The organism is Mycobacterium sp. URHB0021 (genome assembly GCF_054057895.1).
The window spans coordinates 5894292-5908729 of sequence record NZ_JBSRZT010000002.1 but is presented as its reverse complement, the minus strand read 5'-3'; the positions used below and the strand labels follow the sequence as shown (position 1 = coordinate 5908729).

11 protein-coding genes are annotated in these 14438 nt (G+C 65.3%); 6 read left to right on the top strand and 5 right to left on the bottom strand.

Going from position 1 to position 14438, the window contains the following annotated elements:
* Positions 1 to 18 precede the first annotated feature (18 nt).
* From frc (ACVWWN_RS31565) to ACVWWN_RS31545, 5 genes are all read left to right on the top strand, one after another.
* Positions 19 to 1275, top strand: a complete 1257-nt coding sequence (gene frc, locus ACVWWN_RS31565) for a formyl-CoA transferase (protein WP_457147361.1) — start codon at positions 19 to 21, stop codon at positions 1273 to 1275.
* 98 nt (positions 1276 to 1373) lie between these two features.
* Positions 1374 to 1832 carry a formate dehydrogenase subunit gamma gene (locus ACVWWN_RS31560; RefSeq protein WP_457147360.1) on the top strand — a complete coding sequence of 153 codons (459 nt, stop codon included), beginning with the start codon at positions 1374 to 1376 and terminating at the stop codon, positions 1830 to 1832.
* Positions 1829 to 3439 (top strand): formate dehydrogenase beta subunit, encoded by a 1611-nt coding sequence (locus ACVWWN_RS31555; protein ID WP_457147359.1) that lies wholly within the window; start codon positions 1829 to 1831, stop codon positions 3437 to 3439. Before ACVWWN_RS31560 ends, ACVWWN_RS31555 begins: the two co-directional genes overlap by 4 nt.
* A complete protein-coding gene (gene fdhF, locus ACVWWN_RS31550; protein ID WP_457147358.1) occupies positions 3436 to 6258 on the top strand; it encodes a formate dehydrogenase subunit alpha in 2823 nt (940 codons plus the stop codon). The genes ACVWWN_RS31555 and fdhF overlap by 4 nt, the downstream gene beginning before the upstream one ends.
* Position 6259: 1 nt before the next feature.
* Complete coding sequence (locus ACVWWN_RS31545; protein ID WP_457147357.1) at positions 6260 to 6472, top strand: formate dehydrogenase subunit delta; 213 nt, start codon at positions 6260 to 6262, stop codon at positions 6470 to 6472.
* Positions 6473 to 6502: 30 nt separating this feature from the next.
* Here the strand turns inward: ACVWWN_RS31545 and ACVWWN_RS31540 are convergent, their stop codons facing one another.
* Both ACVWWN_RS31540 and ACVWWN_RS31535 read right to left on the bottom strand, forming a co-directional pair.
* Positions 6503 to 7702 (bottom strand): acyl-CoA dehydrogenase family protein, encoded by a 1200-nt coding sequence (locus ACVWWN_RS31540; protein ID WP_457147356.1) that lies wholly within the window; start codon positions 7700 to 7702, stop codon positions 6503 to 6505.
* A gap of 146 nt (positions 7703 to 7848) precedes the next feature.
* Positions 7849 to 9198, bottom strand: coding sequence for an OFA family MFS transporter (locus ACVWWN_RS31535; RefSeq protein WP_457147355.1), 1350 nt, complete (start codon positions 9196 to 9198; stop codon positions 7849 to 7851).
* Between the two features lie 104 nt (positions 9199 to 9302).
* On the opposite strand from ACVWWN_RS31535, the gene fdhD reads away from it, so the two are divergent.
* Positions 9303 to 10145, top strand: a complete 843-nt coding sequence (gene fdhD / locus ACVWWN_RS31530; RefSeq protein WP_457147354.1) for a formate dehydrogenase accessory sulfurtransferase FdhD — start codon at positions 9303 to 9305, stop codon at positions 10143 to 10145.
* A gap of 23 nt (positions 10146 to 10168) precedes the next feature.
* On the opposite strand, the gene ACVWWN_RS31525 is transcribed toward fdhD, so the two are convergent.
* From ACVWWN_RS31525 to frc (ACVWWN_RS31515), 3 genes are all read right to left on the bottom strand, one after another.
* Positions 10169 to 10903 (bottom strand): GntR family transcriptional regulator, encoded by a 735-nt coding sequence (locus ACVWWN_RS31525; protein ID WP_457147353.1) that lies wholly within the window; start codon positions 10901 to 10903, stop codon positions 10169 to 10171.
* Positions 10904 to 11108: 205 nt separating this feature from the next.
* Complete coding sequence (locus tag ACVWWN_RS31520; RefSeq protein WP_457147352.1) at positions 11109 to 12509, bottom strand: OFA family MFS transporter; 1401 nt, start codon at positions 12507 to 12509, stop codon at positions 11109 to 11111.
* Positions 12510 to 12573: 64 nt separating this feature from the next.
* Complete coding sequence (frc, locus tag ACVWWN_RS31515; protein ID WP_457147351.1) at positions 12574 to 13800, bottom strand: formyl-CoA transferase; 1227 nt, start codon at positions 13798 to 13800, stop codon at positions 12574 to 12576.
* Positions 13801 to 14438: the final 638 nt, after the last annotated feature.

Here is a 14438-nt window from a genome sequence, read left to right as displayed (position 1 = left end):
TCAGAAAGGAAACGTGTCATGACTGATCTGCCGCTCTCCGGGATCAAGGTGATTGACTTCACCGGCGTCCAGGCGGGCCCGGCGTGCACCCAGATGCTCGCCTGGTTCGGAGCCGACGTCCTCAAGGTCGAGCGCACGAGCGGGGGTGACGTGACGCGTAATCAGCTGCGGGACATCCCCGATGTGGACGCTCTGTACTTCACCATGCTGAACAGCAACAAGCGTTCGCTGGCAATCAACACGAAGTCCCCCGAGGGGCTCGAGGTGATGGAGAAGCTGGTCCGCGGGGCCGACGTGCTCGTCGAGAACTTCGCGCCCGGCGCCATGGACCGCATGGGACTGTCATGGGACAAGCTGCAGGAGTGGAACCCGCGCCTGATCTTCGGCTCTGTCAAGGGATTCAACGACGACTCGTCGTGGAACGACCTCAAGGTCTACGAGAACGTCGCGCAGTGCGCGGGCGGTGGCGCCTCGACCACCGGGTTCTGGGATGGCCCGCCGACCGTCTCCGGCGCCGCCCTCGGTGACAGCAACACCGGCATGCACCTGCTGATCGGAATCTTGACGGCCCTGATTCAGCGTGACAAGACCGGTAAGGGCCAGAAGGTGTCGGCAGCGATGCAGGACGCCGTGCTCAACTTGTGCCGGGTCAAGCTGCGCGACCAGCAGCGCCTGGAAGCGGTCGGCTACCTCGAGGAGTACCCGCAGTGGCCCAATGGTGAGTTCGGCGAGGCCGTTCCGCGTGGCGGCAACGCCGGCGGCGGTGGTCAGCCCGGCTGGGTGGTCAAGTGCAAGGGCTGGGAGACGGACCCGAACGCGTACATCTACTTCACCATCCAGGAGCAGAACTGGAAGCGCACGGCCGAGGCCATCGGCCGGCCGGAGTGGGTCGAGGACCCGGCCTACAGCACTGCGCGCGCCCGCCAGGACAAGATCTTCGACATCTTTGGCGAGATCGAGAAGTGGCTGGCGGACAAGACGAAGTGGGAGGCGGTCGACATCCTGCGCGAGTGGGAGGTGCCGTGCGCGCCGGTCATGTCGATGAAAGACCTCGCTCAAGACCCGTCTCTGCGCAAGAGCGGAAGCATCGTCGAGGTCGACCAGAAGGGACGCGGAACCTTCCTGACCGTCGGCAGCCCGATCAAGTTCTCGTCGTTTCAGCCCGACATCAAGGGCGCGCCACTGCTCGGCGAGCACACCGACGAGGTCCTCAACGAACTGGGCTACGACGCGGACACGATCGCTGAATGGCACGCGAAGAAGATCGTCGTCTAGACCGGCCCGCCACGGTGGGAGCCGCTCCAGGTCGATCACGACCTGGAGCGGCTCCGCCCGTTTTCCCGGCGGTTCATCAAGTGTCAGGAAGGAAGCTCATGAGCGAAACCCGAGTCCGAGAGATCGCCGTCGCCCATCGGGGACAGCGCGGCGCCCTGCTTCCCATCCTGCACGCGGTTCAGGAGGCCCTGGGATATGTTCCGCCGGAGGCGGTTCCAGTCCTGGCGGAGGAACTCAACCTGTCGCGCGCCGACGTCCACGGCGTGGTGACCTTCTATCACGATTTCCGGGCCGCCCCCGCCGGCCGCACCACCGTTCGAATCTGTCGCGGTGAGGCCTGCCAGTCGGTCGGCGCCGAACGGCTGGTGGGTCATGTGCGGGACAGATGCGGTATGTCGCTGGGGGAGACCAGCCCCGACGGTTCACTGACGGTGGAGCAGGTCTTCTGCCTCGGCAACTGCGCGCTGGGCCCGGCAGCGCAGGTGAACGGACGGCTTGCGGGCCGGCTGGACGAGGCGCGGTTGGCCGCCATCCTCGACGAGGCGGTGGCGCGATGAGCGCGGCCATGGCGGCACCGGTCACCGTGTATGTACCGCGGGACTCGGCAGCCCGATCAGTCGGCGCAGATGACGTGGCCGATGCCCTCGAGCGCGCCGCGCTGCGACGTGGGCATCTGATCAAATTGGTGCGCAACGGTTCTCGCGGGATGCTGTGGCTGGAGCCGCTGATCGAAGTAGAGACACCGGACGGTCGGATCGGCTACGGTCCGGTCGCCCCCTCGGACGTCGAGGGTCTCATCGACGCCGGTCTGCTCGACGGTGCCGCCCACCCGGCGCGGATAGGCGTCGTCGACGAGATGCCATGGCTGGCGAGCCAGAATCGTGTCACCTTCGCCAGAATGGGTGTCACCGATCCGACGTCGCCCGACGATTATCTGCGGCACGGTGGCCTCGTCGGATTGGTTCGAGCGCTGGAGATCTCGCCCGAAGAGGTGGTCGCCGAGGTCACCTCATCAGGCCTGCGGGGACGCGGCGGTGCAGGGTTCCCGGCAGGAATCAAGTGGAAGACGGTGCACGACTGCGTCGACGAGCTGAAGTTCGTCTGCTGCAACGCCGACGAAGGCGACAGCGGGACCTTCGCCGACCGCATGGTCATGGAGGGTGACCCGTTCATGCTCATCGAGGGCATGACGATCGCGGCGTATGCGGTCGGTGCCACCGAGGGTTACATCTACATCAGATCCGAGTACCCGGACGCCGTGGCCACCATGCGCACCGCCATCGAGATCGCTTACCAGAGGGGATGGCTCGGAGACGGCGTACTGGGCTCGTCGCTGAACTTCGATCTGCACGTCCGGGTTGGCGGCGGCGCCTACATCTGCGGCGAGGAGACCTCGATGCTGGAAAGCCTCGAGGGCAAACGCGGCATGGTCCGCGCCAAGCCGCCGATTCCCGCGATCCATGGTCTGTTCGGCCGCCCGACCGTGGTGAACAACGTGCTGACGCTGGCGACCGTGCCGACCGTGCTCGCCGAGGGCGCGCAGGCCTATCAAGAACTCGGTGTCGAGCGGTCCCGCGGCACCCAGGTGTTCCAGCTGGGCGGCAATATCCGACACGGCGGGATCGTCGAGACGGCCTTCGGGGTGACACTGGGCGAACTCGTCGACGGGTACGGCGGCGGAACCCGCTCGGGTCGTCCGGTGCGTGCCGTCCAGGTGGGTGGTCCGCTGGGGGCGTATCTGCCGAGGGCCCAATTCGAGCTGCCGATGGACTACGAGGCGTTCGTGGCGGCGAACGCCATGGTCGGCCACGGCGGCATCGTGGTGTTCGACGAAACGGTGGACATGGCCGCCCAGGCGAGATTCGCGATGGAGTTCTGTGCCGCGGAGTCGTGCGGCAAGTGCACGCCCTGTCGTGTCGGTGCGGTGCGCGGCGTCGAGGTGATCGACCGGATCACCGCCGGCGAACACCGGGACGAGAATCTGGCTCTGCTCGAGGACCTGTGCGACGTGATGACCGAGGGGTCGCTGTGCGCGATGGGCGGTCTCACCCCGATGCCGGTGCGCAGCGCGATCACCCATTTCGCCGACGATTTCCTTGGCGGAGAACCGAAGTACCCGAGCATCCCCCTGCACGTCAGCACGAGGACGGAAGGCAAGCCATGACGCTTCTCAAGGAACCTGACTTCGGCACCCCGGCCAAGGACGGCCCGGCCACCGTCACCCTCGAGGTCGACGGCCTCGGGGTATCGGTGCCGGAGGGCACGTCGGTGCTGCGGGCGGCCGCTGAGGCCGGCGTACACATCCCCAAGCTGTGTGCCACCGATCGTCTCGATGCGTTCGGGTCCTGCCGGCTGTGTCTGGTGGAGATCGACGGCCGCCGCGGAACACCGGCCTCGTGCACGACGCCGGTGGCCGACGGCATGGTCGTCCGGACCCAGACACCCAAAGTCGCCAAGCTCCGCGAGAATGTCATGGAGCTATACATCTCCGACCATCCGCTCGACTGCCTCACCTGCTCGGCCAACGGCGACTGCGAATTGCAGGACATGGCAGGAGCGGTGGGCCTGCGTCAGGTGAGGTACGGCTACGACGGGGAGAACCACCTCGACGCGGTCACCGACCAGAGCAACCCGTATTTCGACTTCGACCCGTCGAAATGCATTGTCTGCTCCAGGTGTGTGCGTGCCTGCGACGAGGTCCAGGGCACGTTCGCGCTGACCATCGAGGGCCGGGGCTTCGATTCGAAGGTGTCACCGGGCGCCGGCGAGACGTTCATGGATTCGGAGTGTGTCTCCTGCGGCGCATGTGTGCAGGCATGTCCGACGGCCACGCTGCAGGAACGCTCGGTGATCGAACTCGGTATGCCGTCCCGATCGGTGATCACCACGTGCGCCTACTGTGGCGTGGGGTGCTCCTTCAAGGCCGAACTTCGTGGTGACGAGCTTGTCCGCATGGTGCCGTACAAGGACGGCGGCGCGAACGAAGGCCACTCGTGCGTCAAGGGCCGATTCGCCTTCGGCTACGCGACCCATCCCGACCGCGTACTGCGCCCGATGGTTCGTGAGAGCATCACCGACCCCTGGCGCGAGGTCGAGTGGGACGAGGCCATCGGTACCGTGGCGCGCCGGATGCTCGAGATCCGGCAACGACACGGCTCGGGTGCCATCGGCGCGATCACCTCGTCGCGGTGCACGAACGAAGAGGTCTACGTCGTGCAGAAGATGGTCCGCGCCGCGTTCGGCAACAACAACGTGGACACCTGCGCGCGAGTCTGCCACTCGCCCACGGGATATGGCTTGAAGCAGACGTTCGGAGAGTCGGCAGGCACCCAGGATTTTCAGTCGGTGGCTCAGGCCGACGTCATCATGGTGATCGGGGCCAATCCCACTGACGGACACCCGGTTTTCGCATCCAGGATGAAGCAGCGGCTTCGCCAGGGCGCGAACCTCATCGTGGTCGACCCGCGTCGCATCGACCTGGTGCGCTCACCACACATCGAGGCCGATCACCACCTGCAGCTGAAGCCCGGCACGAACGTCGCGGTCGTCAACGCGATGGCGCATGTGGTGGTGACCGAGGACCTCGTGGATCGCGGGTTCGTGGCCGACAGGTGCGAGGGATTCGATGAGTGGGCAGCGTTCATCGCACGCCCCGAGAACAGCCCCGAAGCGGTCGAGACCATCACCGGCGTGCCGGCCGCGGATGTGCGCGCCGCCGCCCGCCTCTATGCGCAGGCACCGAATGGGGCCATCTACTACGGCCTGGGCGTGACCGAGCACAGCCAGGGTTCGACGATGGTGATGGGTATGGCCAACCTGGCCATGGCGTGCGGCAACATCGGCCGGGACGGGGTCGGCGTGAACCCGCTGCGGGGCCAGAACAACGTGCAGGGCTCCTGCGACATGGGATCGTTCCCGCACGAGCTCCCCGGCTACCGGCACGTGTCGGACGACACGGTGCGTCAGACATTCGAGAACCTTTGGGGGACCGCACTTCTGCCCGAACCCGGCTTACGCATCCCGAACATGTTCGACGCCGCGATCGACGGCACCTTCCGGGCCCTGTTCGTCCACGGTGAGGACATCGCGCAGTCCGATCCGAATGTCGGGCATGTCACGGCCGCGCTGGCCGCGATGGAGTTGGTGGTGGTCCAGGACCTGTTCATCAACGAGACCGCCAAGTTCGCGCACGTCTTCCTGCCGGGCGCATCGTTCCTGGAGAAGGACGGCACGTTCACCAATGCGGAACGCCGGATCAACCGGGTGCGAGCGGTGATGAAGCCGAAGAGCGGCAGGCACGAGTGGGACATCGTCTGTCAGATCGCCACGGCCATGGGTTATCCGATGCACTACGACGATCCCAGCCAGATCATGGACGAAATCGCCATGTTGACACCGACATTCGCCGGAGTGTCGTTTGACAGGCTGGACCAGTTGGGCAGTATTCAATGGCCCTGTGACGCGGATTCTCCCGACGGCACGCCGATCATGCACGTGGACTCGTTCACGCGGGGCATGGGCCGCTTCATGGCGACGCCTTTCGTGCCCACCGAAGAGCGCAGTACGCGACGTTTCCCGTTGATCCTGACCACCGGCCGGATCCTGAGCCAGTACAACGTCGGTGCCCAGACCCGCCGTACCGCCAACATTGCCTGGCATCAGGAGGATCTGCTGGAGATCCATCCCCACGACGCCGAGGATCGGGGTATCAACGACGGGGACGAGGTGACACTCGCCAGCCGCGTCGGCGCGACGAAACTGCGCGCGAAGATCTCCGACCGGATGCCGACCGGCGTCGTGTACACCACGTTCCACTACCCGGTGACGGGCGCGAACGTGGTGACGACGGAGAACTCCGACTGGGCGACGAACTGCCCCGAGTACAAGGTGACGGCCGTTCAGGTCGCCTTGGCTCATCCCGTGGTCCGTGAGGACGATCAGCGGGCGATAGCCGGTGTGCTGGCCGCCGGACTGGCGGACTGATATGACGCAGGAGACGCCGGCCGAGATCAGGATGGCCAACGACATCGCGGCCCATTTCGGTCATCTGAACACCGACCGGGCGGCGGCCGCTGTCGCCGATCACATCGGTAAGTTCTGGGATCCGCGGATGAAGCAGCGGTTGTTCGAGCTCATTGCCACTGGCGCAACGAATCTCGATCCGGTGGCGGCCGACGCCGCGGCTCTTCTGCGCTGACGGCGCGGGCCGGCGCCACGCCGAGGTCCGTCATACCATTTCGGAGATTCGCTCCTCGACGCTCAGCAACGACTTGCCGTACACCTCGTTGCCGACCAGCGCGTCGATAGCCGCGTGGCGCGCTGCGGTGTTCGCGTCCCGCCAGAGCTGTTGCAAGCGACTGGATTCGGCGAGGCCGCCCGCGCCGTGAATGTTCACCAGCTCATGGATCGCCATAAGCACTTGCTGGGCCGCGTAGCCTGCCTGACCCCGCATTCGGGCACGGTCGCCATAGCTCAGATCTGCGCCGGACGCCAGGGCGTCGAGCCTGTCGACGATGTCGAAGGTGTGCAGGCGTGCTGTCTCGAGCTTCAATGCTGCCTCGGCGAGCTTGATCTGAACGCCCACTGAATCGCTCTGTCTGCTGAAGACCGTGTGCTGCTTTGCTTTCTGGGGAGCCTTCTCGATGACGAGGTCCAGTGCCGCGCGTCCACACCCGAGCAGAGAAGGCAGCAGCATCGCCACTGCAACCGGTACGAACGGGATGTCGAAAATAGCTTCGTCCGTTGGTGCGGGCCAGGTGTCATCGGTCATCGCGGCCAGTGACAGGAGCCGGTGGTCGGGGATGAAGATGTCGTCGGCGACCCAGGTGTTGCTGCCGGTCCCGCGCATTCCGACGGTGTGCCAGGTGTCCTCGATGCTGAGCTCGGGAGCGTGTGCGAAACCCATCAGCGCTTCGGTCACCTCACCACCCTCGTTGATCACGACAGCAGCGATGGAGGCCCACGTCGCATGGAGCGAGCCCGAGGCGTACGACCAGCGCCCGGTGATTCGCACGCCGCCCTCGACGCGTACGGCCGTCCCTGGAACACTGCCGCCCGCGATTCGCGCATCGGGGTCGGAACCGAAGATCTCGTCCTGCGCCCGCGCCGACACCCGCCCCGCAAGCGACGTGGCGACGGCGCCGAGACAGACAACCCATGCCGCCGATGCGTCACCGGCGCCGAGAATTTCGGCCACCTCGGTGACGGTGTGCAAATCGGCTTCGTAACCGCCGAGCCGCTTCGGGACGACCATCCGGAACATCCCGGCGTCGATAAGTGCGGTGACGACTGCGTCGGGCAGGTCGCGCTGCGAGTCGGCTTTTGCGGAGTAGTCACGCAGTAGTGGCTGTAACTCGTGCGCGCGCCTGACGAGTTCGTCGCGGGTCACAATTCCGTTGCCGGCCGGTGCTCGGGATGTTGACGTCATTGCGCTCCTCGGTCTCGATGAACAGGCCCCGCTATGTAGCAACGGTGCTCCGACACCGCGCGGTCGATTCGCCCGGTGTGGCGTCGGTCACACGAGCGGACGCGGCTCTAGTGGTCGATATTCTGCCGGACGTGGCGCTGACGCGGCTACCGCGCCAACCGGGTTACCAGGTGTCCGGGCCGGTGCAGCAGGCGTGTGGTGACGGCGGCGCAGAGGCTGATCAGCCCGGCGGCGACGAACACGTCCATCAATGCGGGCGAGGACACCAGGAATGCGGGCAACCCGATCCCGATGAGGCCGCCGAACGCCTTCGCGCTGTAGACGAGACCGAAGTTCCGCACCGCGTTGCGCTCGCCGAAATAGTCGGCGACCAGGCTGGCCAGCAGAGGGTAGAAAGCGCCGCCGGCCAATCCGCTCAGCGCGGAGAACGCGACGAAAGGCGCGGCCTGCTGGATCGACGCGGAGTACACCAGTCCGAGGTGTGCGCAGCCGGCGAGCAGCAGTGCCGCACTGAATGTTTCACGGCGGCCGAATCGATCGGAGACGTGACTGGCGACGGCGCGGCCGGCGCCGCTGACGACGGCGAGCAGGCCGAGCGCCGTTGCGGCGACCACTGTGCTCAGTCCGTTGGCGATCGCCACGATGGGCACGTAGGCGACGGCCAGCAGGAAGCCGGCGGCGGCGAAGACCATGATGCAGTACATCACCACGAATGCGGCCGTCCGGACGGCCTGCCCCGGCGCATACTGCCGTACCGCCGGAGCGTTACGCTGCAGGCTGCGGTTCAGGCGCTTGTCGACGGCCCAGAGTTTGGGATTGACATCGTGGGGCCACCAGCCCTGCGGGGGATCCTTGAAGAAGAAGCCGGCGAAGGCCACGACAGCCACGATGCAAAGGCCCACCACAGTGAAGATGTCGGCGTGATTCGCGGGACTCAGACCGGCAGCGAAGAACACGATGAACGGCACCGCCCCATAGCCGAATGCCCCGCTGACGTAGCCGATCCGGGAGCCACGTGCCTCGGGAAACCATCTCGCCACCGTGGAAGTACAGGTGGCGTAGACGATCCCGGCACCGCTGCCGCACATCACCGAATAGCCGAGCACTGCCGGCCAGAATCCGTCGGTGAAAGCAAGCGTCAGCGGGCCGGCGCAGCACAGGAAGGCGCCCAGCAGCATGGCGCGCGACGGTGCGACAACCGAACGGTGGCGCAATGTCGCGGTGAGCGCGGCCGCGCCGGCTTGAAACATCACCCACAGCGCGAGCACCCAGAAGGCCCCCGTCGCACTCCATCCGGCCGTGGCGTGCAGTGCGATGGCGGCGATGCTGTAGCCGTACTGCAGCACGCTGATCCCCGCCATCGCGACCCAGGGCAGCCAGACCATCCATCCCCGGGCGCGGCCCATGATGTCTTGCGGTTGTTCGCCGACCCGGTAGGTACGCCCGTGCAGATCCCGGATTTCGGCGACCATGGCGCCGTTGGTGGAAGTGGGCATGAGCGCCTCCAGACCGATTGCATACAGTATGCTGAAACTATAACTATGACGTGGATCACTTGTCCAGGCATCGGACGCGCTGATTCGCCAGAACGGAGAAGCCGATGGGGCGGGTGACCAACCGTTATCGAGTCGTGCGCATGGTCGACGGCATCGCGACCGCGCGTCCCGACACTCTTGCGGCAGAGGAACCTTTGGAGATCCGGGTGGGCGGGCGCCCACTGACGGTGACGATGCGGACACCGGGCAACGACTTCGACCTTGCCCGAGGCTTTCTCATCAGTGAAGGCGTGGTGGCGGCCGACTCCGATATCACCGCGATTCGGTACTGCGCAGGCGCGACCGCCGACGGCGGCAACACGTACAACGTGCTCGACGTGCTTCTGGCTGACGGCGTGGCGCTGCCGGACGTGTCGCTGGAGCGCAATTTCTACACGACGTCGTCATGCGGTTTGTGCGGAAAGGCCAGCCTCGATGCGGTGCGCACCATCAGCAGGTGGCGTGTGGATCGCGATCCGTTGCGGCTGAGCGCGGAGACGATCGCGACCTTGCCGGAGAAACTCCGGGCGGCACAGCGGGTTTTCGACCGCACGGGCGGACTGCACGGCGCCGCGTTGTTCGACGACAGAGGAAACTTGTGGTGCGTACGCGAAGATGTCGGCCGGCACAACGCAGTGGACAAGGTGATCGGCTGGGCGTTGGACGAGGGTCGTCTACCGCTGACCGGAGCGACGCTGATGGTCAGCGGCCGGGCTTCCTTCGAGTTGGTACAGAAGGCGGTGATGGCCGGAATCCCCGCGCTGGCCGCGGTGTCCGCGCCATCTTCACTTGCAGTCGACCTGGCCAGGGAGATGGGACTGACGTTGATCGGCTTTCTGCGCGGAACATCGATGAACGTCTACTCGGGAATCGACCGGATCCTGTCCGGCGAGGTGCTGTCGTGTTGACCGTCGGGGCGAAACGGGTTTCGCTACTCGGCGGCTGACTTCGCCGTGCGCTGTTGGTGGTAGACCTCGCGGGTCCGGTCGGCATGCCGGTACATGATCTTGCCCGCTTCGTCGGCATCCCCGGCGGCGATCGCCTTGATGAGTTCCGCGTGCTCGGTCCACGCGTCGTGGCCCCGCGGCTGTGCAATCGGGAGGTAGTACCACCGCCAACGGCGTTCCACCAGCCCGATGTGCCTGGCCAGCACGGTGTTTCCGGCCAGCAGGTTGATCCGCGCGTGCAGGGCGGCGTTCGCCGCCACCAACGCTTCGGAGTCGTTGGTGGCCAGCGCGTTGAGGCCGTCCTGCTGTAGTTCCCACAGGCCGTTGACGTCCTCCGGAGTGGCGTGTTGCGCGGCTAGCTGAGCCGAATAGGTCTCGAGAACCGTTCGGACACCGAGCAATTGGTCGACTTCGTCCTCGGACGGCATGTGTACGAACGCGCCCTGCGCGGGACGCAGGTCGACCCAGCCGTCGGTCTGCAGGCGCTGCAACGCTTCGCGCACCGGTTGCCTGCTGACTCCCAGGTACTCGGCTAGTTCGTTCTCGACCAGATGTTGGCCTCGCTGCAGCGTCCCGTGCACGATCAGCTCGACGATCGCGTCGTAGACGGCTTGGCGCAGAGGGGCCGGACGCTGGACGCGCCGCGCGGCTCCGTCGGCCAGGGCACGATGTTGCGCAGCCTGACCGCGCTTGGGCGGGCTTGGGGTGGGGAGTGACATGACCGTCCTTCGACCGGTGGCGTGCTGCGGGGTTCAGGGTACAGGCTTTCGTATGCAATAAACCGGCGATTGGTCGGTATGTTGCAGCCGAAGCTGAAAACAACCGGGCGCGGCATTTGCATGGCATACCCCGACATGGGAAAAGCAGACACCCCGGGCGAGAAGGGTAGATAGGGTCTCCTCGCCCGGGGTGTCCGGTGAACCGCTAGTCGAGCGCCAGCTCCCTGTCCTCGACCGGCGTCTGCTTGGCCGGTTTGGTCTGCTCCACCGGCGCGGGCTGCTTCAGCTTGGGCTGCTTCAGCAGGATCGACAGGAAGGCACAGACGATGCCGACCGAACCGGCGATCATGAACGCGGCGCCGTAGCCCCACGTGTCGACCACGACCGCCCCCAGCCCGGCGCCGACCAGGCCGGACACCAGCTTGGAGCTGTACACCAGGCCGTAGTTGGTGGCGTTGTTGTTCTCTCCGAAGTAGTCGGCGGTCATCGCCGCGAACAGCGGGAAGATCGCACCGCCGCCGAATCCGGAGACCATCGATGCCAATAGGAACAACGGCATGCTGCCGAGCGACCCGGAGAAGTACACCGCGAACTGGGCCAGGCCGAGCACCACACAGACGATGATGAGCGTGTCCCGTCGGCCGAACCGGTCGGAGATCCAGCCGATCACGCCGCGGCCGGTGCCGTTGATGATGGCCTTGAGGCTCATCGCCAACGCCACGATTCCGCCGGCGAAGCCCATCTCCTTGCCGAACGGTACCTGCATCGCGATGCCGAAGATGTTGATGCCGGCAGTGCAGAGCAGAACGAACCACATCAACGGCAGGATGCCGGTCTTGATGGCTTCCATCGGGGTGTACTGCTTGACCGCCGGCGGGTTCTTCTTCAACGCACGACGAATCTTCGGGTCGTCGTTGACGCGAAGCGGGTCGACGTGCGGGGGCCACCAGTTCTTGGGCGGATCCTTGAAGAAGAAGCCACTGATCGCGACCAGTGCGGCCAGGAAGATGCCGACCGCGAACAGGAGGCCCTGATAGTTCTCCAGATCCATGTAGCTGGTGAACAGGAAAATGAAGGGAACCGACCCGTACGCGAAGCCACCGTTGACGAAACCGGTCTTGCCGCCCTTGCGCTCGGGGTACCACTTACCCACCATGTTGATGCAGGTCGCGTAGACGAAGCCGGCTGCACCGCCGCCGAAGAAGCCGAAGCCCAGGTACGCGAGAAGCACGTGCGGGGCGTACGCCAGCGAGATGTAGCCGAGCAATGCGCCCACGGCGCCGATCATCATCGCCGACCGCGCCGACAGCCTGCCGCTCTCCCGCAGTCGACCCGCGGGGAAGGCCACCGCGGCCTGAAAGAGCACCCATACGCCGAGCAGCCAGAAGATGTGGGCGCCGTGCCACCCGTGTGCCTCCGACAACGTGTCCTCGGCCGAGGTGAACGCGTATTCGGACGAGCTGATGGCCATCATCGCGATCCATGGGAGCCATACCATCCAGACGCGTGACCGTCCCAGGATGTCTCGGTCGGTCTCGCCGATCCGATACACCCGGCCGTTATCGTCGACTACCTCGCGGTATGCCGACTGAGCTGGTGCATTCATGCTGGTCGAATCTCCTTTTGTGTTTGTATACTGCCGACTGTCTTCTTTTTTCGGGGCGGAATCGTCAGATGACTCCCTTCGCCTTCAGTGCCGGCAGGTTCTCACCGAGGCCGAGTTCGTGGCCATAGACGTCCTCGTTGTGTTCGCCCAGCAGAGGGGAGCGGTGGACTTCGACGGGGGAGTCGGACAGCTTGATGGGGCAGCCGACGGTGGTGAACTCGCCGCGCTCCGGGTGGTCCACCCGGACCACCATCTCGTTGGCGGCCAGCGATTCGTCGTCGATGATCTCCTTGGTCGAAAGGATGGGGCCGCAGGGGATGTTGTGGGCTGTGAGCGTGTCTAGCGCCTGCCATTTTCCGAGGCCCATGGTCCATTCCTCGATCAGCTGGAACATCTTGTACAATTTGTCCAGCCGCGCTTGCGGGGTGCTCCACTCGGGGTCGATCGCCAACTCGGGACGGCCGATCAGACTGGCGATCGGCTCCCAGCCCACCGGCTGCACAACCACGTAGATGTAGTCGTTCGGTCCCCCCGGCGCGCATTTGACGGCCCACCCCGGCTGCCCGCCGCCGGAGGCGTTGCCCGACCGTGGCACGCTGTCGCCGAACTCGTCGTTCGGGTATTCGCCCAGCGGACCGCGCTGCAGTCGTTGGTGGTCGCGCAGCTTGACCCGGCACAGGTTGAGCACCGCATGTTGCATGGCGACGGTCACGCGTTGCCCGCGGCCGGTGTGTTCACGCTGGTAGAGGGCGGCGAGGATGCCTGCCACGGTGTGAATGCCGGTGCCCGAGTCGCCGATCTGTGCACCGGTGGCCATGGGCGGCCCCTCTTCGAAACCGGTTGTGCTCATCGACCCGCCCATCGCCTGCGCGATCACTTCGTAGGCCTTGTAGTAGGTATAGGGGCCGTCGCCAAAGCCCTTGATCGAGGCGAAGATCAGCCGGGGATTGATGCGCTGCAGCTCGTCCCATCCGAAGCCCATGCGCTCGATCGCGCCGGGGCCGAAGTTCTCGGCGAGGATGTCGAATCGCGGCACCAGATCCGCAAAGATCCGCTTGCCTTCGGCCGACTTCATGTTCAGCGTGATGCTCCGCTTGTTGCAGTTGAGCATCGTGAAGTAGAGGCTGTCTGCGCCGGGTACATCGCGCAGCTGCTTGCGTGTGACGTCGCCCGCGGGAGCCTCCAACTTCACCACGTCTGCGCCCAGCCAGGCCAAAATCTGGGTGCACGACGGGCCCGACTGAACGTGTGTCATGTCTAGGACGCGCACGCCTTCGAGTGCCTTTTTCAAGACAGGTCCCCTTATATGTGATCGCTTGATGTCGCGGATTTCGACGCCTTCACGTCGGGGTCGAACCACCCGGTGATCAGTGACCGCTTGCCGGACCCGGCACAGCACGTCGCTGCTATCGAATACTGCATACGATCTGGCGCTTGTGAAGTCGGCCACTCATCTCGTCAGGAAGTAACCGACATCACAGTGAAACGTATACTCCATACAATCTGAGCGCAAGCCCCCAGTTTCCTGCCAATATCCTGAAGACTCTTGACAAGCCTTTGGTCGTGGCGATTTCCGGCCGGGCGATGGGCATCTGCTCGGCCGGCGGAACCAGTCGTCGAGGAGTGGTCCATCGCCGAGTCCAGCAATCACGCGACGGATAACATCACCACAAGGGACGCTGCAGCGCGTCTGGGAATCGGCGGGAAGCACGGACGAAACCGTCTGTAGCACAGCGATTTCGTCTACAGTTGAAACGAGCGGGGACGGGATCGTAGCGCCCCGGAAACTGCGACACCGGGTTCGTTCGCAAAGCAAATCTGCGTCATCTCACGTGTCGATCGAGGGTCCGATTTGCGCCGCGCAGAAGGCCGTGGCGGTCAGTCCGCCGACCGCCGCCGAGGCGCCCGGTGCCCGTGACGCGGAGGAGA